13 protein-coding genes and 1 tRNA gene are annotated in these 19119 nt (G+C 63.3%); 10 read left to right on the plus strand and 4 right to left on the minus strand.

The genetic code is table 11. The features are described from left to right. Positions 1-4: 4 nt before the first annotated feature. From CRO18_RS19070 to CRO18_RS05110, 4 genes are all read left to right on the plus strand, one after another. Positions 5-3292: a MerR family transcriptional regulator gene (locus tag CRO18_RS19070; RefSeq protein ID WP_097081290.1), complete on the plus strand. Its 3288-nt coding sequence runs from the start codon at positions 5-7 to the stop codon at positions 3290-3292. A gap of 91 nt (positions 3293-3383) precedes the next feature. Further along, positions 3384-3461, plus strand: a tRNA-Pro gene (locus CRO18_RS05100). A gap of 71 nt (positions 3462-3532) precedes the next feature. After that, complete coding sequence (locus CRO18_RS05105) at positions 3533-4609, plus strand: 2'-deoxycytidine 5'-triphosphate deaminase (RefSeq protein ID WP_097081291.1); 1077 nt, start codon at positions 3533-3535, stop codon at positions 4607-4609. Positions 4610-4971: 362 nt separating this feature from the next. Then, complete coding sequence (locus tag CRO18_RS05110) at positions 4972-5529, plus strand: ester cyclase (RefSeq protein ID WP_097081292.1); 558 nt, start codon at positions 4972-4974, stop codon at positions 5527-5529. Between the two features lie 60 nt (positions 5530-5589). Here CRO18_RS05110 and guaB read toward each other — a convergent pair whose 3' ends face one another. Continuing rightward, positions 5590-7038 carry an IMP dehydrogenase gene (gene guaB / locus CRO18_RS05115; RefSeq protein WP_097081557.1) on the minus strand — a complete coding sequence of 483 codons (1449 nt, stop codon included), beginning with the start codon at positions 7036-7038 and terminating at the stop codon, positions 5590-5592. A gap of 68 nt (positions 7039-7106) precedes the next feature. After that, positions 7107-8087, minus strand: coding sequence for a tellurium resistance protein (locus tag CRO18_RS05120; RefSeq protein ID WP_249275992.1), 981 nt, complete (start codon positions 8085-8087; stop codon positions 7107-7109). A 94-nt stretch (positions 8088-8181) separates the two neighbouring features. On the opposite strand from CRO18_RS05120, the gene speB reads away from it, so the two are divergent. From speB to CRO18_RS05150, 6 genes are all read left to right on the plus strand, one after another. After that, positions 8182-9147: an agmatinase gene (speB, locus tag CRO18_RS05125; protein ID WP_097081293.1), complete on the plus strand. Its 966-nt coding sequence runs from the start codon at positions 8182-8184 to the stop codon at positions 9145-9147. Between the two features lie 199 nt (positions 9148-9346). Next, entirely contained in the window at positions 9347-9643 is a 297-nt protein-coding gene (locus CRO18_RS05130) for a septum formation initiator family protein (protein WP_076483348.1), read from the plus strand. A 131-nt stretch (positions 9644-9774) separates the two neighbouring features. Beyond that, complete coding sequence (gene pdhA / locus CRO18_RS05135; RefSeq protein ID WP_076483347.1) at positions 9775-10779, plus strand: pyruvate dehydrogenase (acetyl-transferring) E1 component subunit alpha; 1005 nt, start codon at positions 9775-9777, stop codon at positions 10777-10779. A 10-nt stretch (positions 10780-10789) separates the two neighbouring features. After that, complete coding sequence (locus tag CRO18_RS05140) at positions 10790-12163, plus strand: pyruvate dehydrogenase complex E1 component subunit beta (protein WP_097081294.1); 1374 nt, start codon at positions 10790-10792, stop codon at positions 12161-12163. An 11-nt stretch (positions 12164-12174) separates the two neighbouring features. Further along, on the plus strand, positions 12175-13482 hold the full coding sequence (locus tag CRO18_RS05145) for a pyruvate dehydrogenase complex dihydrolipoamide acetyltransferase (protein WP_097081295.1): 1308 nt from the start codon (positions 12175-12177) through the stop codon (positions 13480-13482). A gap of 137 nt (positions 13483-13619) precedes the next feature. Continuing rightward, positions 13620-13955 carry a carboxymuconolactone decarboxylase family protein gene (locus CRO18_RS05150; protein ID WP_076483344.1) on the plus strand — a complete coding sequence of 112 codons (336 nt, stop codon included), beginning with the start codon at positions 13620-13622 and terminating at the stop codon, positions 13953-13955. A gap of 62 nt (positions 13956-14017) precedes the next feature. Here CRO18_RS05150 and cysE read toward each other — a convergent pair whose 3' ends face one another. Both cysE and CRO18_RS05160 read right to left on the minus strand, forming a co-directional pair. Further along, entirely contained in the window at positions 14018-14836 is an 819-nt protein-coding gene (gene cysE / locus CRO18_RS05155; protein ID WP_076483583.1) for a serine O-acetyltransferase, read from the minus strand. Between the two features lie 356 nt (positions 14837-15192). After that, complete coding sequence (locus CRO18_RS05160) at positions 15193-19116, minus strand: glycoside hydrolase TIM-barrel-like domain-containing protein (protein ID WP_097081296.1); 3924 nt, start codon at positions 19114-19116, stop codon at positions 15193-15195. Between the last annotated feature and the right edge of the window lie 3 nt (positions 19117-19119).

The raw sequence follows: 19119 nt of genomic DNA on the forward strand, positions 1-19119 counted from the left end.
GCCGATGACCAAGTCTGCCGAGGCCTTCCGTACGATTTCTGAAGTTTCCGAACTTCTAGACACGCCCACCCATGTGCTGCGGTTTTGGGAAACCAAATTCTCCCAAATCAAACCCGTCAAGCGCGCTGGTGGGCGACGCTATTACAGGCCCAATGATGTCGCGCTGATCGCGGGCATCAAACATATGCTGCAAGTCGAAGGCCTCGCGATCAAAGAGGCGCAAGCAACCCTGCGCAAGCGCGGGGTGAAAGCGGTGACCGCACATGGCCATGAACTGGTCGATGGCGCCGCCGCACCGGAAGAGACTGTGACGGAAACGGCGGCTGACAACACCGCCGCGATTGAAACGGTCGCCGAGGCGGTCGCCGCAACTCTGCAAGAGGGTGCAGAAGAAGCGCCGCTTGAAGGGCCTGAGCCCCTAGAAGACTCGCCTGCAGAGGAGGCCGCCCCCGCGCAGGAAACGGCATCGGTTGCGCCTGAAACGCCCGAAGATCAAGAACTTGATCGGCCACAAGCGGCACCCGAGAGCTTTGCACTTGATGATGGCGCAGAAACCACTGCGGAGGCCGCGGCGGAAGCCTTCGCACCCGCGCAGGCACCTGACGCGGATGACACGCTGGAAGCGCCGGTTGAGAACCTTTTTGTCGAGGCCGAAGAATCGCCCTTCACACCGCAGGATGTGACGGCTGAAGCCGAGGAAAGCCTTGCGGTCGAATATGTGAATGAGGCCCCATCGCTTCCAGAAGAAGACGTAGAAGGTGCGGCTTCTGAGGTTTCTGAAATCGAAGACTCAGCGCCCTTCGATGCGGAAACGCCCCCTGTCACCACCGACGAAGCTGAAGTCCTTCCGCCGGAAGATGCCTCCGAACCCGAGGCAGATGCGCCCGAACTCAGCCCAGAAGAAGCCCAAGCGATTGCCGAGGCACAGGCAGCGCTGGAGATGGCACGGGCAGAAGCCGCCGCTGTGCGCGCGGAACTGAAACGCCTGCGCGCCGAGGCTGAGGCGATCCGCGCCGCCGCCCGCGCCGCACAAGACGCCCCCGCCGCAGAAATGCCCCCGCCGCTTCTGGACCCGACACTGGCATTGGGCCGGACAGAGGACCCCGAGGCCGAGGCGGAGGCGCCCGCGCTGGAAACCACTGGCGCGCCTATAGAGGCGGAAACCGAAGATCCGCCCGAGATGGTGACGCCCGCGCCAAAACCCGATGCGTTCGGCTTTGAGGCGGTGCTGTCCGAGATTGTCGCCGAAGCGGTGGCCGAGGCGCTTTTGGAAGCGAGCCTTGAGCAGCCTCTGGCGGTGCCCGAGACGCAGGCCGAGGACACGGAGCCCCCCGAAGAAGACACGCCGATTGCGCCCATCTTGGATGAGGTCGACTCTGAAGATTTGGCGGCTGAGCCGCTTGAAGATTCGCACCTTGAGGCGCCCGAAGAGCAAGAAATTGCTTTCAACGCCCCCGATGGCGAAGCCTCCCCTGTTCTTGCGGACATGGATCTCGATCCCGAGCCTGCGGAAGACGCGCTAACCGAGGAAGACGCCGCCTCCCCCGAGCCGCAAGATACCGCCTTTGATCTGGTCTTTGGCCGCATGCCCGCGCTGGAAGCCGAGGCTGAGGAAGTCGCGGAAGAGGCGGCACCGGAAGAGGATGAAGCCGCGCAGGACGCGCTGACCGACGCCGAAACCACAGTCGAAACCGAAGTCGAAACCGAAGTCGAAACCGAAGTCGAGATCGCTGCGACGCAGGAGCTGCTTACGGAGGCCGAGGAAGCAGCCGCTTTCACAGAAGAAGCGCCCGCAGAAGCGGAGCCGCTGGCCGATGCGGCCTTTGCGACCGCGCCGCCGCTTGAAGACATCGCGCCCCCGGAAGAAAGCACCGCACCGGACGAGGGACTTGCCCCGGAAGCGGGTGCCGCGCCCCTAGACACGCCCGAACACGACTCTTTGCCGGAAGTCGCAGAACAAGACGCCGCGCCAGAAGCCGAACCGGTTGCCGAGGAAGAGGACGCACCGACGGAGGATGCAGCCTGTGCTGCTGAAGCCCCCGTTGAGCCTCTCGCTCCGGTCACGGAAGAAACGGCCCCCGAGGAAGACGAGGCCCCGCCGCCGCTTGTCTTTTCGCGCGCCGCGCGCACTCCGGTGCCAGAGCCTGCGCCCGAGCCGGAACCGGTCCCCGATTTCGTGTTTCGCCGTCCGCGCCCGGCGGAGCATTTGCCCGAGCTGATCGCAGCGCTGGAAACGACAGATCCTGCGGAGGATGTTGAAGCCGCAGCCACAGCCGATGACGCCGCGCTGGAAGACGCGCCTGTTTCGGAACCCATTGCCGAACCGGACGCGTTTGAAGACCCCGAAGCACTTGGAGCGGAAGACGAAATCGCAGAGCTTGCCGCGCTAGATGCGCAGGAAGAGGCTTTCACGGCGCCCGAGCCCGAGGTCAGCGTAGAAGAGCTAAGCGCGCCGGAACCAGACGCCGCGCCCTTTATCGACGCCGCGCCAGAACCCGTGGCCGACTTGCCGCCCGAACCGGAGGCAGAGGCAGAGGACCCTGAACCCGCGCTGGATGACAGCGCCTATTCCTTTGTCGCCCCGCGTGGCCCGCGCCATCATCCGGTGGAAGCGCCCGAACCCGAGCAAGTGCAAGCCGCCCCCAAGGCGACGCAGGAATGGCATCAGCCCTCCCTCTTTGACTATTTCCCGCCAGAACCGCCCGAGCCAGAACTTCTGATCGAAGAGGAACTGGAACCAGAGCCAGATCAAAGCTTTATCGCGGAAGACCTAGCCCCCGAACCCGAGCCAGAACCCGAAGACGCGCATAAAGTGGATGCGCGTGACTTTGCGGTGCTGCCTGAACCGGACCCGGAGCCCGAAGACGCGCCGCTTGAAGCGCAGCCCGAGCCGCTTGAGGACATGGGTGCAGAGCCGCAACCCGACGCGTTTGACGACGCGCCCAGCCCCCTGCCCCCGGTCGAGCCCTTCGCGGCGATCATCGAAGCGCTGACGCCTGCGCAAGAACCGCCAGAACCGGCCGAAGTGCTGCCGCCCCCGCCCGACCCGCTTGAGCGTGTGGTGAGCTTGATTCTGAGTGGCACCGCGCCGCTCAACCAAGCGATTCCCACCGCAGGGCAAATCGACCCAAGCGTGAACCCCTTGGGCGCGCTCAAAGAAGGGCTGGGCCAGTTTGCACCGACGATGCTGTCGCCCATCGAACGGATGCGGCTCTTGTCGTCGCATGATCGGCTGATGGCGCTGCAAGCGCGGCTGGCGCAGCCGCCCCGCCCGCCCCCGGCGCGCCGCTAAGCATGGCCGCCGCGCTCCGCCCCAACTTGGCGCAAAAAGTTGCGTTTTCGCGCTTGCGCCCGGCGGCCCAATGGCTCTATATGCGCCTCGTCGGGCCGTGGCGCAGCCTGGTTAGCGCGTCCGTCTGGGGGGCGGAAGGTCGAGAGTTCGAATCTCTCCGGCCCGACCAACCGAACAACGCCCACTCCTTCGGGAGTGGGCGTTCGCATATCCGCCGTGTCCATTTTACGGGGTATTGAGATGCAGGGTGTTCTTCCCGATAGCGCATTGCGCGCGATGATTGAGCGCGGCGAAATTGCCGCCGATACCCCCGTGATCCCCGAACAGATCCAACCCGCCAGCCTTGATTTGCGGCTGGGCCGCGTGGCTTACCGCATCCGCGCCTCTTTCCTCGCGGGCAAGGGCGAGCGGGTCGAGGCGAAACTGGCAGATTTTGAAATGCACCGGATGGAGCTTTCAGACGGCGCTGTGCTCGAAAAGGGCTGCGTCTATCTGGTGCCCTTGATGGAAAGCCTGAACCTGCCGATGGGCCTCACGGCGGTGTCAAACGCGAAAAGCTCGACCGGGCGGCTGGATCTGCTTACGCGCGTCATCACCGATGGCGGCAGCGAATTTGACCGCATCCCCGAGGGCTATAGCGGCCCGCTTTATGCCGAGATTTGCCCGCGATCGTTTTCGGTGCTGGTGCGGCCCGGCATGCGGCTCAACCAGATCCGCTTCCGCGCGGGCCAAGCCGCGCTCACAGATGCCGAATTGAAGGCGCTCCATAGCGCTGAGCCATTGGTGAGTGGTGAGGCGGTGATTGACCACGGCTTGGGCTTCTCGGTCGATCTGCGGCCCGAGACAGGCGATCTGGTGGGCTACCGCGCCAAGCCCCACACCGGGGTGATTGATCTGGATCGGATCGCGCATTACCCGGCCTCGGATTTTTGGGAAGAAATCCGCTCGCGCGATGGGCGGATCATCCTCGACCCCGGCGCGTTCTACATTTTGGTCAGCCGCGAGGCGGTAGTAATCCCGCCCGATTTCGCCGCGGAAATGGCGCCTTACCTCGCAATGGTCGGCGAGTTCCGCGTCCATTACGCCGGCTTCTTTGACCCCGGCTTTGGCCACGGCGCAGCAGGCGGCGAAGGCGCGCGCGGCGTGCTGGAAGTGCGCTGCCACGAGGCGCCTTTTGTGCTGGAACACGGCCAAGTCGTCGGGCGACTGGTCTATGAGCGCATGGCCGACCGCCCCGAACGCCTTTACGGTGCAGGCATTGCCTCGAACTACCAAGGCCAAGGGCTCAAACTCGCCAAACATTTTCGGAATGGGTGAGCCGCGCTCGAAAAACGCTCCAGTGGAGCGTTTTTAGCGGCGAACGCCCGAGCAAACTTGCGAGGGCCGGATGCGCCCGAGCACGCCTGCGAGGGCTGGATGCGCGTCTCGCGGAACGCTCGCCGAGATCAAAGCGCGCAAGGGGGCGTTGCCCCCCTCTTGCCCTGACGGGCCATTCATCCCCCAGGATATTTGTACAAAGTCGAAGGGGCTAAGATCTCTTGCGCTGCGGATGTGGCTTGCCCCCATTAAGAACGAACTCGGCGAAGTCATTCCCGGTCTTCGTCATTTTCTGCGTTAAAATCTCCCGCTATCTGAGGCTGCACAGACATAAGGCAAGACGCCTTACAGGAGATAAGACCATGAAACTCAAAGCCATTCTCGCAGCCACCGCCGCGGCTCTCATCACCACCGCCGCCGCTGCGCAAGACAATGCCGCCGCCACCGCAGCTTTCGCCGAACTGGCCGCCCGCCAAGCCGATGATGCACGGATCGCCCACAACCTTGATACGTTCGACACGCTCGATTTTGACGTTTTCACCGGGCAAAAATGGGACCGCCTGCATGAAAGCCATGCCGAAGACATCAAAGTGCACCTGCCCGATGGCACGGTGACCGAAGGCATCGAACCCCATATCGACTACCTGAAATATTTCTTCACCTTCGCCCCCGACACCCGGATTGAACAGCACCCGGTGAAGATCGGCCAAGGCGAATGGACGGGCGTTGTGGGCGTGATTGAAGGCACCTTCTCCGCACCGATGCAGCTTGCCGATGGCAGCGTGATCGAGCCCACGGGCAAAGCCTATAAGCTGACGATGGCGACGGTCGGTCACTGGACCGAAGCGGGCGTGATGGATGAAGAATATCTGTTTTGGGACAATGCCGAATTCTACCGCCAAATCGGGCTTGGCCAATAAGCACGCGCCAAACAAAAAGGCCGGGGAACACCCCGGCCTTTTCACAACTCTCAACCCCGATCAGCCGATCCGGTAGTTCGGGCTTTCGCGGGTGATCTGCACGTCATGGACGTGGCTTTCTTTCAGGCCCGCGCCGGTGATACGCACGAATTCGCAATTGCCGCGCATCGAGGCCACAGTGGCGTGCCCGGTGTAGCCCATCGCCGCGCGCAGACCGCCGACCATTTGGTGCAGCACCGCCGCGACCGGGCCTTTGTAGGGCACCTGCCCCTCGATCCCCTCGGGAACAAGCTTGTCCGAGGCCGCGTCTTTTTGGAAATAGCGATCCGCCGAGCCGCGCGCCATCGCGCCAAGCGAGCCCATGCCACGGTAGGATTTATACGAGCGGCCTTGATACAAGATCACCTCGCCCGGGCTTTCATCGGTGCCCGCAATGGCGGAGCCGACCATTGCGCAGCTGGCCCCCGCCGCAATCGCTTTGGCGAAATCGCCCGAATATTTGATCCCGCCATCGGCGATGATCGGAATATCGCCCGCGCCCGAGCAAGCATCCATGATCGCGGTGAGCTGCGGCACACCCACACCCGCCACGATCCGCGTGGTGCAGATCGAGCCGGGGCCAATGCCCACTTTCACCGCATCCGCGCCCGCGCCGATCAGCGCCTTGGTGGCCTCGGCGGTGGCGACGTTGCCGGCCACCACTTGCACGGCAGCGTTATAGGCTTTGACCCGCTCCACCGCTTTCGCCACGCCTTCGGAGTGGCCATGCGCGGTGTCGATCACGATCAGGTCACAGCCCGCATCAATCAGCGCACAGGAGCGTTCGTAGCCCGCATCCCCCACGGTCGAGGCTGCCGCCACGCGCAAACGGCCTTTTTCGTCCTTGCACGCCAGCGGGTGCAGCACCGATTGCTCGCTGTCTTTGAGGGTCAAAAGCCCGGTCAGCTTGCCTTCGGCATTGACGACCAAAAGCTTCTCGATCCGGCGCGCTTTCATCAGGCTCATCGCCTCGTCGCGGTCGGCAGGTTCGTGCAGCATGGCGAGGTTATCCGCCGTCATCATTGCATGCACCGGGGTCGCCGCATCGGTGGCAAAGCGCATGTCACGGTTGGTGACAATGCCCACCACCTTGCCCGCCGCATCCACCACCGGGAAGCCCGACACTTTGAACCGCTCGCGCAGCGCCATCGCATCGGCGAGCGTTTGTTCGGGCGTGAGCGTGATCGGGTTGTATACGATCCCCGATTCAAACCGCTTCACCCGGCGCACTTCGTCGGATTGCTGTTCAACATTCAGGTTGCGGTGAATCACACCCATGCCGCCCGCCTGCGCGAGCGCAATCGCCATATTCGATTCCGTCACCGTATCCATCGCAGAGGACAGAAGCGGAATGTTTAGGCGGATCGACTTGGTCACCTGCGTGGAGACATCAGCCTCCGAAGGCAGCACGCTGGAAGCGGCCGGAACAAGAAGCACGTCATCGAAGGTGAGGGCCTCGCGAATCTGCATGGGGGTCTCCATCGGCAGGGAACGGTTGGCACGTCCCTGTTTCATGGAGTGCGCCCCGATGCAACCCCTCAGGCGACAGACGCGCCGGTTTTCGCCGCAAGTTGCCCCTTCGCCCACATTTGGAAGATGCGGTAGGCGATCGGCAAGATCGCCAGCGTCGCCGCCACCAGCATCGCCGCCCCCGCCAAACGCCACGGCCCGCCAAGGCTAAGCCAGAGGCTGGCGGTGGCCGCCATCGGGAAGGTCAGCGCCCCCCAGAACGGCGAGAACCCCGCTTTCAAAAGCCAAAGCGCGCGCGCAAGGAAGATAACGAGCAGCGCCCCCGTAATGATCCCAAACACCTGCGCCAGCGCTGTGCCGCCAAGACTTGCCGCCGTGGTGCCAATCACCGCCGCCGGGGCAAAATGAATGGCCAAAAGCGGGCGCAAAGGCGCGGGCACGCTTTCGCGCGCGAATTGCTGCAAAGAAATCGTCCAAATCACCACGGCGATGACCAACGCCAGCCAGAAAAGCCCGGTGGCGAGCAAGGTGTAGCCCAGCCCCGCCGCAGCCATGGCCGCCACGATCCAGCCTGAGAAGCTCAGGTGCCAAGCCGGCGTCACCCGGCGCTGCTCTGGCGGGCCTTTGATCAGCGTGATGATCAGCGCCACCGTCAGCACGACATGCACCAGCACGCCCAAGAAAAACAACCCCTGCCCAAAGAGCAGCGCATAAGGCGCGGTGGCGGCGGCCAGCAGATACAGGCACAGCACCGCGGCCGAAAGCCCCGCACGGCCCGGCAGGATTTTCAAATCCTCCATCGCCGCGCCGGGGCGCTGCGCGAGCTTTGCGCCGTAAGTCAGCAAAGAGAAAAGGGAAAAAAGCGTCACCGCACCAATCAAAACATCCGGCACAGCGGCGGGCAGATCAAAAGCCACCGCCCCTTTGCGCCAGGCCAGCGCGAGCCCCAAAAGCCCCAAAGTGGGCGGGAAAATCGCCGGGGGCGTGCGCCGCCACAGCCCTTTGGGCGCGGCATTGGGGGGCATCAAATTGGGCGGAACCGGGGCCATTGTCTTTCCTTCTCCTCACTCCACCGCAGCAACTTGCATTATTTCGCAACAAAGGAAAAGCTCGTCCCACCACCACAGGGAACGGAGCAAAAAAATGACAAAACATGGCTATGAAACGGGGCGGCTCAACCTGCCCTTTGTCGGCATTTCGACCTTTGGCAAACGCCCTTACGTTGAAGATTGGTCGAAGATCGAGGCCGATGTCGCGGTGATGGGCGCCCCCTTTGACTTCGGCACCCAGTTTCGCGCAGGCGCCCGCTTCGGCCCGCGCGCGGTGCGCGAGGCCTCGACGCTCTTTTCCTTTGGGCATGCGGGCGCCTATGACCATGAAGATGATGCGACCTACCTGCCCGAAAGCGTTCGGATCGTCGATATTGGCGATGCCGATATCGTCCACACCGACACCGAGGCGAGCCATGCGAATATTGAGGCGGGCGTGCGCGCAATGCTCAAAGCGGGCGCGCTTCCGGTGGTGATTGGTGGAGATCACTCGGTCAACATCCCCTGCATCCGCGCCTTTGACGACCAAGAGCCGATCCACATTTTGCAGATTGATGCGCATCTGGATTTTGTCGATGTGCGCCACGGCGTCCGCCACGGCCACGGCAACCCGATGCGCCGCGCGGCGGAAAAGGGCTATGTCACCGGTATCACCGCGCTTGGCATCCGCAATGTGTCTTCCACCGCGAAAGACGGCTATGACGCCGCGCGCGAGATGGGCGATGATATCTTGAGCGTGCGGCAGGTCCGCAAGCTCGGCACCGAAGGCGTGCTTGAGCGGCTGCCGAAAGGCGCACGGATTTACGTCACCATCGACATTGATGGCTTCTGCCCCTCCATCGCGCCGGGCACGGGCACGCCCTCGCATGGCGGGTTCCTCTACTACGAAGTGCTCGAAATCTTGCAAGGCGTCGCCAAAAATCACGAGGTGGTGGGGATCGATCTGGTCGAGGTCGCGCCCGACTATGACCCCTCTGGCGGCACACAAATCTTGGCCGCGCAGGTGCTTTTGAATTTCTTGGGCTTCATCTTCCACGCGCGGGAGCAACGCGCCGGGTAAGCGGAGCGCTTCGGCTTTGCCAAAGCGAACCGGGTGGGGGGCGCTGCCCCCCTCTTGCTCTGATGGGTAACCACACGCAGCCGCGACGCTTCGCGCGCGCACAAAAACGCGTCATATCCTTAATGGGGATTCACACCGCGATTCGTTTGTGGCATTCTGCACCGCAACACCCGGCAGAGGTGAACGCACGAGGCAGAGTATGTTTCCTAAAGGTCCGAAGGTTTTCCCTTTCGTCTATTATTCTTTGGCCGCCTTCTTGGCGATCAACTTTGCCTTTGCCGCAACGCAGGGGCCGAACGGCATTTTCCGCCGCGTGCAGCTGGATGCCGATATCACCAAGGCCGAGGCCGAACGCGACGCGCTGCTGGAAGAGCACGCCCGCATGGCCAATCTGACCCGTCGCCTGTCCGACGATTACCTTGATCTCGATCTGCTCGACGAGCGCGCCCGCGAAATTCTGGGCACGCTGCGCGCTGATGAGATCGTGATCCGCTAAGCTTTCCCAACGCTTCCCGCGCCTTAACTCTCGCACTGCGGGCCTTTGTCGCATGCGTCATTGCATCTGCGTCCGCTTTGGAGTATGTGATGGTTTAACGTTGAACTATCACGAAAACGGGAGGCTGTCCGATGGCGACACGCAAGACCCCCGAGACCCCGGCGCCCAAGCGCCCGAATGTCTCGAAGGAAGAATTGCTGCAATATTACCGTGACATGCTGCTGATCCGCCGGTTCGAAGAAAAGGCCGGTCAGCTTTATGGCATGGGGCTCATCGGCGGCTTTTGCCACCTTTACATCGGGCAAGAGGCGGTCGTTGTCGGCCTCGAAGCCGCCGCGAAAGAGGGGGATAAGCGCATCACCTCTTACCGCGACCACGGCCATATGCTCGCTTGCGGCATGGACCCCAAAGGCGTGATGGCCGAACTCACCGGCCGCGAGGGCGGGCTGTCCAAAGGTAAGGGCGGCTCGATGCATATGTTCTCGAAAGAAAAGCATTTCTACGGCGGTCACGGCATTGTCGGCGCGCAAGTGCCGCTTGGCGCGGGCCTCGCCTTTGCCGATAAATACCTTGGCAATGACAATGTCACCTTCGCCTATTTCGGCGATGGTGCGGCGAACCAGGGCCAAGTGTATGAAACCTTCAACATGGCCGCTTTGTGGAAGCTTCCGGTGATTTTCGTCATCGAAAACAACCAATATGCGATGGGCACGGCGCAAAAACGCTCCACCTCAACGCCGGATATCTACACCCGCGGCGCCGCTTTCGGCATTCCGGGCGAGGTGGTTGACGGGATGGATGTGCTTGCCGTGAAAGCGGCCAGCGAAAAAGCCGTGGCGCACTGCCGCGCGGGCGATGGCCCCTATATTTTGGAAGTCAAAACCTACCGCTACCGTGGCCACTCCATGTCTGACCCGGCGAAATACCGGAGCCGCGAAGAAGTGCAAAAAATGCGCGACGAGCGCGATGCCATTGAAAACGTGCGCGAATTGCTGCTTTCGGGCGGTCATGCCACCGATGATGATCTCAAGTCGATCGACCGGGAGATCAAAGCGGTGGTGAACGATTCCGCCGAATTCGCCAAAACGAGCCCCGAGCCCGCGCTTGACGAGCTCTGGACTGACATCACCGCGTGAGGAACGACTTATGGCAACCGAAGTTTTGATGCCCGCCCTTTCGCCGACGATGGAAGAAGGCACGCTCGCCAAATGGCTGGTGAAAGAGGGCGATACCGTCACCTCTGGCCAGATCATCGCCGAGATCGAGACCGATAAGGCGACGATGGAATTTGAAGCGGTGGACGAGGGCACCGTAGGTAAACTGCTCGTGGCCGAAGGCGCCTCGGGTGTGAAGGTGAACACGCCGATCATGGTGCTGGTGGAAGAGGGCGAAAGCGCCGATGCGCTGCCCACCGCCAAAGCCGAAGCCGCGCCCGCCCCGCAAGCCGATGCCCCTGCCCCGGCCAGCGCCCCCGCGCAAGCCGCCGCGCCGGTGGAAATCGTCTCCAAGGCCAGCGCCGACTGGCCCGAAGGCACCGAGATGAAAACCATGTCGGTTCGCGAAGCGCTCCGCGAAGCGATGGCCGAGGAAATGCGCGCCGATGAGACCGTCTTCTTGATGGGCGAAGAGGTGGGCGAATACCAAGGCGCTTACAAAGTCAGCCAAGGGCTGCTTGATGAATTCGGCGCGAAACGCGTGCTCGATACGCCGATCACCGAACATGGCTTCACCGGCATTGGCGTCGGCGCGGCCTTTGGCGGCCTACGCCCGATTGTCGAGTTCATGACCTTCAACTTCGCCATGCAGGCGATGGACCAGATCATCAACTCCGCCGCAAAAACGCTTTACATGTCGGGCGGGCAAATGGGCTGCCCGATCGTGTTCCGGGGTGCCAACGGCGCCGCCGCGCGCGTTGCCGCCCAGCACAGCCAAGATTATGCCGCGTGGTTTGCGCAAATTCCGGGGATGCGGGTGGTGATGCCCTATTCCGCCGCCGATGCGAAGGGCCTGTTGAAAACCGCGATCCGCGACCCGAACCCGGTCATCTTCCTTGAAAACGAAATCCTCTATGGCCGCTCGTTTGAAGTGCCGGTGCTGGATGATTTCACCATCCCCTTCGGCAAAGCCCGGATCTGGCGCGAAGGCACAGACGTGACGCTCGTCAGCTTCGGCATCGGCATGGCCCATGCGCTCGCCGCCGCCGACAAACTGGCCGAGGAAGGCATCTCCGCCGAGGTGATCGACCTGCGCACCCTGCGCCCGATTGATTACGACACGGTCCTCGCTTCGGTGATGAAAACCAATCGCTGCGTCACCGTGGAAGAAGGCTGGCCCGTCGCCAGCATCGGCAACCACCTCAGCGCCGTGATCATGGAACGCGCGTTTGATTATCTCGACGCGCCAGTGATCAACTGCACCGGGAAAGACGTGCCGATGCCCTATGCGGCAAACCTCGAAAAACTGGCGCTCGTCACCTCCGATGAGGTTGTCGCCGCCGCCAAACGCGTCTGCTACCGCTAAGGGAGGGCAAAATGGCCATTGAAATCCTAATGCCCGCGCTGTCCCCCACGATGGAGGAAGGCACGCTCGCCAAATGGCTGGTGAAAGAGGGCGACGAGGTCACCTCGGGCCAAATCATCGCCGAAATCGAAACCGATAAGGCGACGATGGAATTTGAAGCGGTGGATGAAGGCACAATCGGCAAATTGCTGGTGGCCGAGGGCACGGCGGGCGTGAAAGTGAACGCCCCAATCGCCGTGCTTTTGGAAGAGGGCGACAGCGCCGATGCGGTGCCCGCTGCGGCCAGCGCCACCCCGGCAGAAGCCGAACCGATGCCCGCGTTCCTTGACGAACCCACGCCCGCCAAGGCAGAAGCCCCGGCAGCCCCTAAAGCCGCCAGCGGTGCACGCATCTTTGCCTCGCCGCTCGCCCGCCGCATTGCCGCCGACAAAGGCTTGGATCTTGCCAGCCTCACCGGCTCCGGCCCGCATGGCCGGATCGTGAAAGCCGATGTCGAGGCCGCCAGCGCTGCGCCCAAAGCCGCCGCCCCGGTGGCCCAAAGCACCGCTGCCGCCCCCGCAGCCCCGGCAGCAGCCCCCGCCCCCGCGCCGGTCTCCGCCAGCGCCGTGGCGAAGCTCTACGAAGGCCGGGAATTCACCGAAATCCCGCTCGATGGGATGCGCAAAACCATCGCCGCACGGCTCACCGAAGCCAAGCAAACGATCCCGCATTTCTACCTCCGCCGCGAGGTGAAACTGGATGCGCTGCTCGCCTTCCGTGGCCAAATCAACGACCAACTCAGCCCCCGTGGCGTGAAGCTTTCGGTCAATGATTTCATCATCAAAGCCTGCGCGCTTGCGCTGCAAACCGTGCCCGCCGCCAATGCCGTTTGGGCCGGTGACCGGGTCTTGCAGATGAAGGCGTCTGACGTGGCCGTGGCCGTGGCTATCGAGGGCGGTCTTTTCACCCCGGTGTTCAAAGACGCCGAGATGAAACCGCTCAGCCAATTGTCCAACGAGATGAAAGACCTCGCCAAACGTGCGCGTGACCGCAAGCTTGCGCCGCAGGAATATCAAGGCGGCAGCTTCGCCATTTCCAACCTCGGCATGATGGGGATCGAGAATTTTGACGCCGTCATCAACCCGCCGCATGGCGCGATCTTGGCCGTGGGCGCGGGCGTGAAAAAGCCGGTGGTCGGCAAAGATGGTCAGATCGAAGTGGCGACGATGATGTCGCTCACGCTTTCGGTCGATCACCGGGTGATTGATGGCGCGCTTGGGGCCGAACTTCTGGCCGCGATTGTCAGCAATCTCGAACATCCGATGGCGATGCTGGCCTAACGCGGCAAACCCACCAAAAACGATCAGAAAAGCCCCCCAAGCGGGGGCTTTTTGCGTCAGGTCAAGGCAAAAACCTGTGCCGCGCGCTAGCCCAAAGGCGGGGGAAAACCCCGGTTCTGACATGCAAAGGACAGATCATGGACTGGCATAACGAGCTCGACACCATCCGCGCCGAGATGGCCGACTACAACGCCAAACAACCCGCCTCGCAAAAGGGCTTTGGCATCTTACATCACGAAGCGCTGGCCGAAGGCGCGCTTTCCACCAAGCAAAAAGAACTGATCTCGCTCGCCATCGGCATCGCCCGGCAATGCTCATATTGCATCGGGCTGCATGCCCAAGCCTGCATCGCCGCAGGCGCCACCCGCGAAGAGGTCGAAGAAACCGTCAATGTCTCGGTGCTGATGGGCGGCGGCCCGTCGCTCATGTATGGGCTCAAGGCGCTTGAAGCCTATGACCAGCTTAAGGGCTAAACACCCTACCCTGCCTTCAAAACCCTAAGCACCTCGCCCCGGCCCCGCCGGGGCGACCGCCCTTATCCCTCGCAATCGCAGCCGCGCAGACGTTGGTCCATCTCAACCGACGGATGCTCGCAGCCCGCCTCGCCCACGATCTTCGCAGGCACGCCCGCCACAGTCTTGCAGCACGGCACATCGGCCAGCACCACCGAGCCCGCCGCGATCCGCGAATTGTCGCCCACGCGAATATTGCCCAGCACCTTCGCACCCGCGCCAATCAGCACGCCATTGCCAATTTTCGGGTGGCGGTCTTGGTCTTCCTTACCCGTGCCGCCCAAAGTCACCGAATGCAGCATTGAGACATCATCGCCCACAACGGCGGTTTCCCCGATCACAATCGAATGGGCATGGTCAATCATCACGCCCCGCCCAATCCGCGCGGCGGGGTGAATATCCACCCCAAACATTTCCGAGGTACGCATCTGCACGAAAAACGCCATATCCGTGCGCCCCGAACGCCACAGCCAATGCGCAATCCGGTAGCTTTGCAGCGCCTGATAGCCCTTGAAGAACAAGATCGGCTGGATGAAGCGATGGCAGGCCGGGTCTCGGTCATACACGGCGACCAAATCCGCCCGCGCCGCCTGCCCCAGCGTTGGGTCAGAGCTATAGGCCTCATCGGCGATCTCGCGCAAAATCTGCTCGCTCATCTCACCCGAGGCAAGCTTGAGCGAAAACCGAAACGCCAAGGCGCGCTCAAAGCTGGGATGGTGCAACAGCCCAGCATGGATCAGCGCGCCCAACAGCGGTTCATTGCGCACCGCATCCTCTGCCTCTTCACAGATCTGCGTCCAAACCGGGTCAACGGCGGCAACTTTGGCATGGGTCTTGGCCATAGGCGGCTCCTTCGCTTCGGACGATCCTATCACATAGGTCTCGCCCCAGATAGGGGAAGGGCGCGGCAGGTTAAACCCCCGCCGACGCCATAGCTGTATTGCAGCAAGCACCATACCAAGCGCTTCAAGCCGCCACCCGTCCTGATAGCGCGGATGGTAAAGCGGCTCACATCGCGCCCGCCCGCCCAGCGCGCCGTTGCCCCAAGCGGGATGCAGCTTTCCCAAGCGCTTACGATATAAATCCGCGGCATGCGCCTGCTCCAACCAGCGCGCCAAAGTCTCGCTTTGTCGCGCGGACGCCACCAGTACCACGGCCCGCGCCGCAGCCATCAGATCATCGATCAAAATCGCGCGCATCACCCGCCCACGGTGATCTGCGCCGCCAGCCCCGGCCCGAAACTGTCCGAAATTTGCGCGACCGAAACCGCAAACGCGCCCGCAACCCCATCCGCTACCTGAAGCGCGCTCGGATAGGTCCAAGCGGCCTCCCCCAAGGTCACCTCCCGCTTGATCGCCCCATCGTGCACCACGCGCAGCAAATACAACTCCTGCGCCTCGCCCAAGGGCACCTCATAGCCCGCCCAGCTATCGCCATCGACGCGGGTGCGGCGCACCCAAGTGAAGCCCCAGCCCGCGGCCGTCGCCTCAGCACGTAAATGGCACGGGCTGAGGGGCCGCAGCCCAGCGCCCGCAAAGGCCTCCACTCGGTGGGTGTAAGACGGGTCATCATAGGGCCGCGCAGCCGATCCAATCCGGTAGTGCCGCGCCAAACCCCGGACCGAGGGCGCAAGGCTAATCTGTTCCGGCGCTCCATCCAGCAGCACCACAACGCTCCCCTCGGGCCAGACCTCGGGCATCAGCGCATCGGTGCCCAACTGCCCACGTAAGCGCTGCGAAATCTCCCACACGCCTTCGGCCACCGGCACGGCCTCGGCAAATTGCAACAACTCCCAATTGTCAGACGTACCATCGCCAATCGCCATCAGGTTCGCACCATTGAGCACGCCTTCCAGCGCAGCATTTTCGAGTGCCCCCGTCGCCAACTTCACCCGCAAAGGCGCGCCCCGATCCCAAAGCCCCGGCGCGGCGCGATGCAGCGGCGAAACGCTCTGCCCCAACACCGCGCGGGCCGAAAGCGTGGTGTTGAGCGTGTAGCCCGCATCCTCTTGCGCGGCATAAACCGCCACAGCACCGGGCCAAGGTACCGCAGACACGGCCAAATGCGGGGCGATCGGGTCTTCATCCCCGCGCATCAAAGGCAGGTCCAGAAACACCGCCCCCACCGGCACCGGCGCGGCAAAGGGGGACAGCACGGCCCCCTCCTCCGCCTCATCGCCGGGGGTGTAAACGCTTGGCTCCACCCGCACCGCCTCCACCTCCAGCGCCCCCGCGCGTTCCACCCGATCCAGCCGATAGCGCCGCGCCCCTTCGGGCAGATCGAGCGTCACCACATCCCCCGGCCCCAGATGTGCCAGCGACAGCGGCAAGGCAAACCGCGCCGTATCACGCGCCACTCGCGCCTCAGACAGCCACCGCTGCGCCAGCCCCTGCGCCTCCGCCCGCGTCAGCGCGAGCGGCAATTCAGAGCCCGTGGCCGCGCCGCCCGCTTCATCAGGGAAAATTGCCTCCACCGCGCGGGCCTCAAAATCACCATCGGCCTCCACATAGGCCAGCCGTACCCGCCCCGCGATTTCCGCCTGTGCCGCGCGGATGGTTTCCACGCTGGTATCACTCTCGCCCAGCGCCAAATGATCAGGGGTCAATGTCGCAACGCTCTTGCCATCGCGCATCGCAAACACCAACTGGCCATCGCGCTCCACCGCTTCCGCCCCATAGCCCAGCATCAGCGCTTGCAGCCCCGCACGCCCGGTCTCGCCCTCTCCCATCGTGAAACCGCGCACCAGCCCGTAAAGCTTGGCCACATCTACGGCCTCGATCCCGGCTGTGGCGCAAATCTCCCCCACCACCGCCGCCAAAGGCTGAGAAACGGCCCGCCCCGAAATCCAATGCCCGCGCGCGTAGTTCTCCCCATCCGCCCACAAATCACTGCGCGCCGGAAACTGCGGCCAAGGCCGCGCATCCCACGCCCAAACATGGGCGCGCGCCATATCCACCATCGGCCCGCCATAAAGCTCTGACACCGGGTTGCGCGCGGCATCCCCCCAATAGCCCAAGATCGCGCGCAGATATTGCATCTGGATCAACTCATCCCGCCGCCCATCCGAAAAGTAAGGCACCGCACTTTCCGAACTTTTCGGGTCCAAAAACACATTGGGCTGGTTCGTGCCCTTATCCACGGCGGCACACCCAAATTCGGTGAACCAAATCGGCTTGGAACGCGGCACCCAAGCGGTGGGCGTCGCAGCCCTTACACCCCCCACCCGCTCAAAATGCGCCTTGTCCCAAAAGCTGCGGATGTCTTTCGCCCGCCAAATCCACGGCTCCTCCTGCGCACCATCGGTGATCGGCGTGCGGATCTGCGCCGCACGATGCGCCTCCCCTGCGTAATACCAATCATAAAGCTCCCCGCCTTCGATATTGGCGCGCAAGTAATCCAGATTGTAAATCGCCCCCCAATCGGCATCGGCATGCTCTTCACCATCCCGCCAATCCGACAGCGGCAGGTAATTGTCGATCCCGATGAAATCGATGTTCTCGTCCGCCCACAGCGCATCAAGCTGAAAGAACCGATCCCCATTGCCCGGCGCATAGCCCGCATATTCCGACCAATCCGCCGCATAGCTGATCTTGCAATCAGGCCCCAAAACCGCGCGCACCTCAGCGGCCAGCGCAATAAGCTGCTCCACCGCCGGGAAGCTGTTTGCCTCCCCCCGCACCCGCGTCAGCGCAACCAGTTCAGAGCCAATGCAAAACGCCTCTACCCCGCCCGCCAAGGCGCATAAATGCGCGTAATGCAGCACAAAGCGGCGCAGGCCCCAATCCTCGGGGCCCGTATAAACCACCTCCCCGCCAGTCACCGCAAAATCACCCGCCCGCGCCGCGCCAAAAAACGCCGCCACCTGCGCCGTCGCGTCTTCGCTGCCATCGGGCGAGCCATCGCGTTCGGGCGCCACGTTCAGCGTGATCCTCCCGCGCCACGGCAAAACCGGCTGGCCAAGCGTGCCCGTATAGGGGTTGGGCAAACGGTTCCCCGCCAACTGATCCATCAAAATAAACGGGTAAAACGTCACCGCCTGCCCCGCCGCCTTCAGCGCCGCAATCGCTTGCAAGACCGAGGCATCGGCAGGCGTGCCGCCATAGACCGAGTTGCCCGCCTCATCGCGTGGCACCAGCGCGGCAGTCGTGCGCGTCTCCCCCGCCACGCGCCACGGCATATTGGTGCCATCACGCTCCGCCGCCGTTACCTTGGGGCGCAGCCTGCACGCCCCACAGCGCAGGTCAGAGCCAAACCAACTCACCACCAAAGACACCGCCTGACAGGCCGGAAGCTCCTCCCCCAGCCGCTCTAAAGATTGGCTAAAATCACTCCCGCCCCCCGGCGCGCTTTGGTTCGCCACCTCGTGTGCCACACCATCCACAAAAGACGCCCCAGAACTCAGGTAAACGGGCTCCGTCGCCAGCGCATATTCCCCGGTGCCCGGGATCAACGCGACCGCCTGCACGCCGCGCGTCAAATCCGGCACATCCCCCAACGCCGACCCTTGCGCGGCGCGCACCACCTCAAAGGTGAATTGCGGCACCCGGTTGCCATAGGGGCCAAGCGCCAGATCCTCGATCACCACATAAGCAATGCCCCGATAGGCCGGCGCCCTCTCTGCCCCCTCGACGGCGGCAATCTTCGGGTCGGGCAGTTGATCCTCCCCCCCGGTATAGATGCGCAGGTTCAGGCTATCGCGCGCGATCTCGCTGCCATCGGCCCAAACCCGGCCGACGCGCAAAATCTCCCCCTCGCATAGTGCCAGCGCAAGACTCACCGAATAGCTGTAACCGGTCGTGGTGCTGCGCGGACTGCCCTTGCCGGATTTCTGCACCGTCGCGGTTTCAAAAAACCGCGTTGCCCAAATCACCTGCCCCGCCACCCGCATCCGGCCCCAAAGCCGCCCCACCGGCGCGCCCTCGCTCGCGCTCGTCAGCCGCAACCGCTCCACCCGACCCGTCTCGACCGCTTGCGACCCCGCCCCCAGCAAGCGCTGGTCAATCACCCGCCCCAGCGTCGCCCCCACGGCACGCCCAATCACCGCGCCCGAAAGCCCCAGCACAGAACCGCCAAAGCCCGCCCCCAGCGCCGCCCCCGCCGCGCCCAAAACCAATGTCGCCATCGC

It is taken from the genome of Rhodobacter sp. JA431, from assembly GCF_900217725.1.
GTDB lineage: Bacteria > Pseudomonadota > Alphaproteobacteria > Rhodobacterales > Rhodobacteraceae > Rhodobacter > Rhodobacter aestuarii.

What these genes read in the sequence shown, in the direction of transcription:
- CRO18_RS19070 (WP_097081290.1), top strand. Translation starts at nt 5, where the DNA reads ATGACCAAGTCTGCCGAGGCCTTCCGTACGATTTCTGAAGTTTCCGAA.
- CRO18_RS05105 (WP_097081291.1), top strand. Translation starts at nt 3,533, where the DNA reads ATGCAGGGTGTTCTTCCCGATAGCGCATTGCGCGCGATGATTGAGCGC.
- CRO18_RS05110 (WP_097081292.1), top strand. Translation starts at nt 4,972, where the DNA reads ATGAAACTCAAAGCCATTCTCGCAGCCACCGCCGCGGCTCTCATCACC.
- guaB (WP_097081557.1), bottom strand. Translation starts at nt 7,038, where the DNA reads ATGCAGATTCGCGAGGCCCTCACCTTCGATGACGTGCTTCTTGTTCCG.
- CRO18_RS05120 (WP_249275992.1), bottom strand. Translation starts at nt 8,087, where the DNA reads ATGGCCCCGGTTCCGCCCAATTTGATGCCCCCCAATGCCGCGCCCAAA.
- speB (WP_097081293.1), top strand. Translation starts at nt 8,182, where the DNA reads ATGACAAAACATGGCTATGAAACGGGGCGGCTCAACCTGCCCTTTGTC.
- CRO18_RS05130 (WP_076483348.1), top strand. Translation starts at nt 9,347, where the DNA reads ATGTTTCCTAAAGGTCCGAAGGTTTTCCCTTTCGTCTATTATTCTTTG.
- pdhA (WP_076483347.1), top strand. Translation starts at nt 9,775, where the DNA reads ATGGCGACACGCAAGACCCCCGAGACCCCGGCGCCCAAGCGCCCGAAT.
- CRO18_RS05140 (WP_097081294.1), top strand. Translation starts at nt 10,790, where the DNA reads ATGGCAACCGAAGTTTTGATGCCCGCCCTTTCGCCGACGATGGAAGAA.
- CRO18_RS05145 (WP_097081295.1), top strand. Translation starts at nt 12,175, where the DNA reads ATGGCCATTGAAATCCTAATGCCCGCGCTGTCCCCCACGATGGAGGAA.
- CRO18_RS05150 (WP_076483344.1), top strand. Translation starts at nt 13,620, where the DNA reads ATGGACTGGCATAACGAGCTCGACACCATCCGCGCCGAGATGGCCGAC.
- cysE (WP_076483583.1), bottom strand. Translation starts at nt 14,836, where the DNA reads ATGGCCAAGACCCATGCCAAAGTTGCCGCCGTTGACCCGGTTTGGACG.
- CRO18_RS05160 (WP_097081296.1), bottom strand. Translation starts at nt 19,116, where the DNA reads ATGGCGACATTGGTTTTGGGCGCGGCGGGGGCGGCGCTGGGGGCGGGC.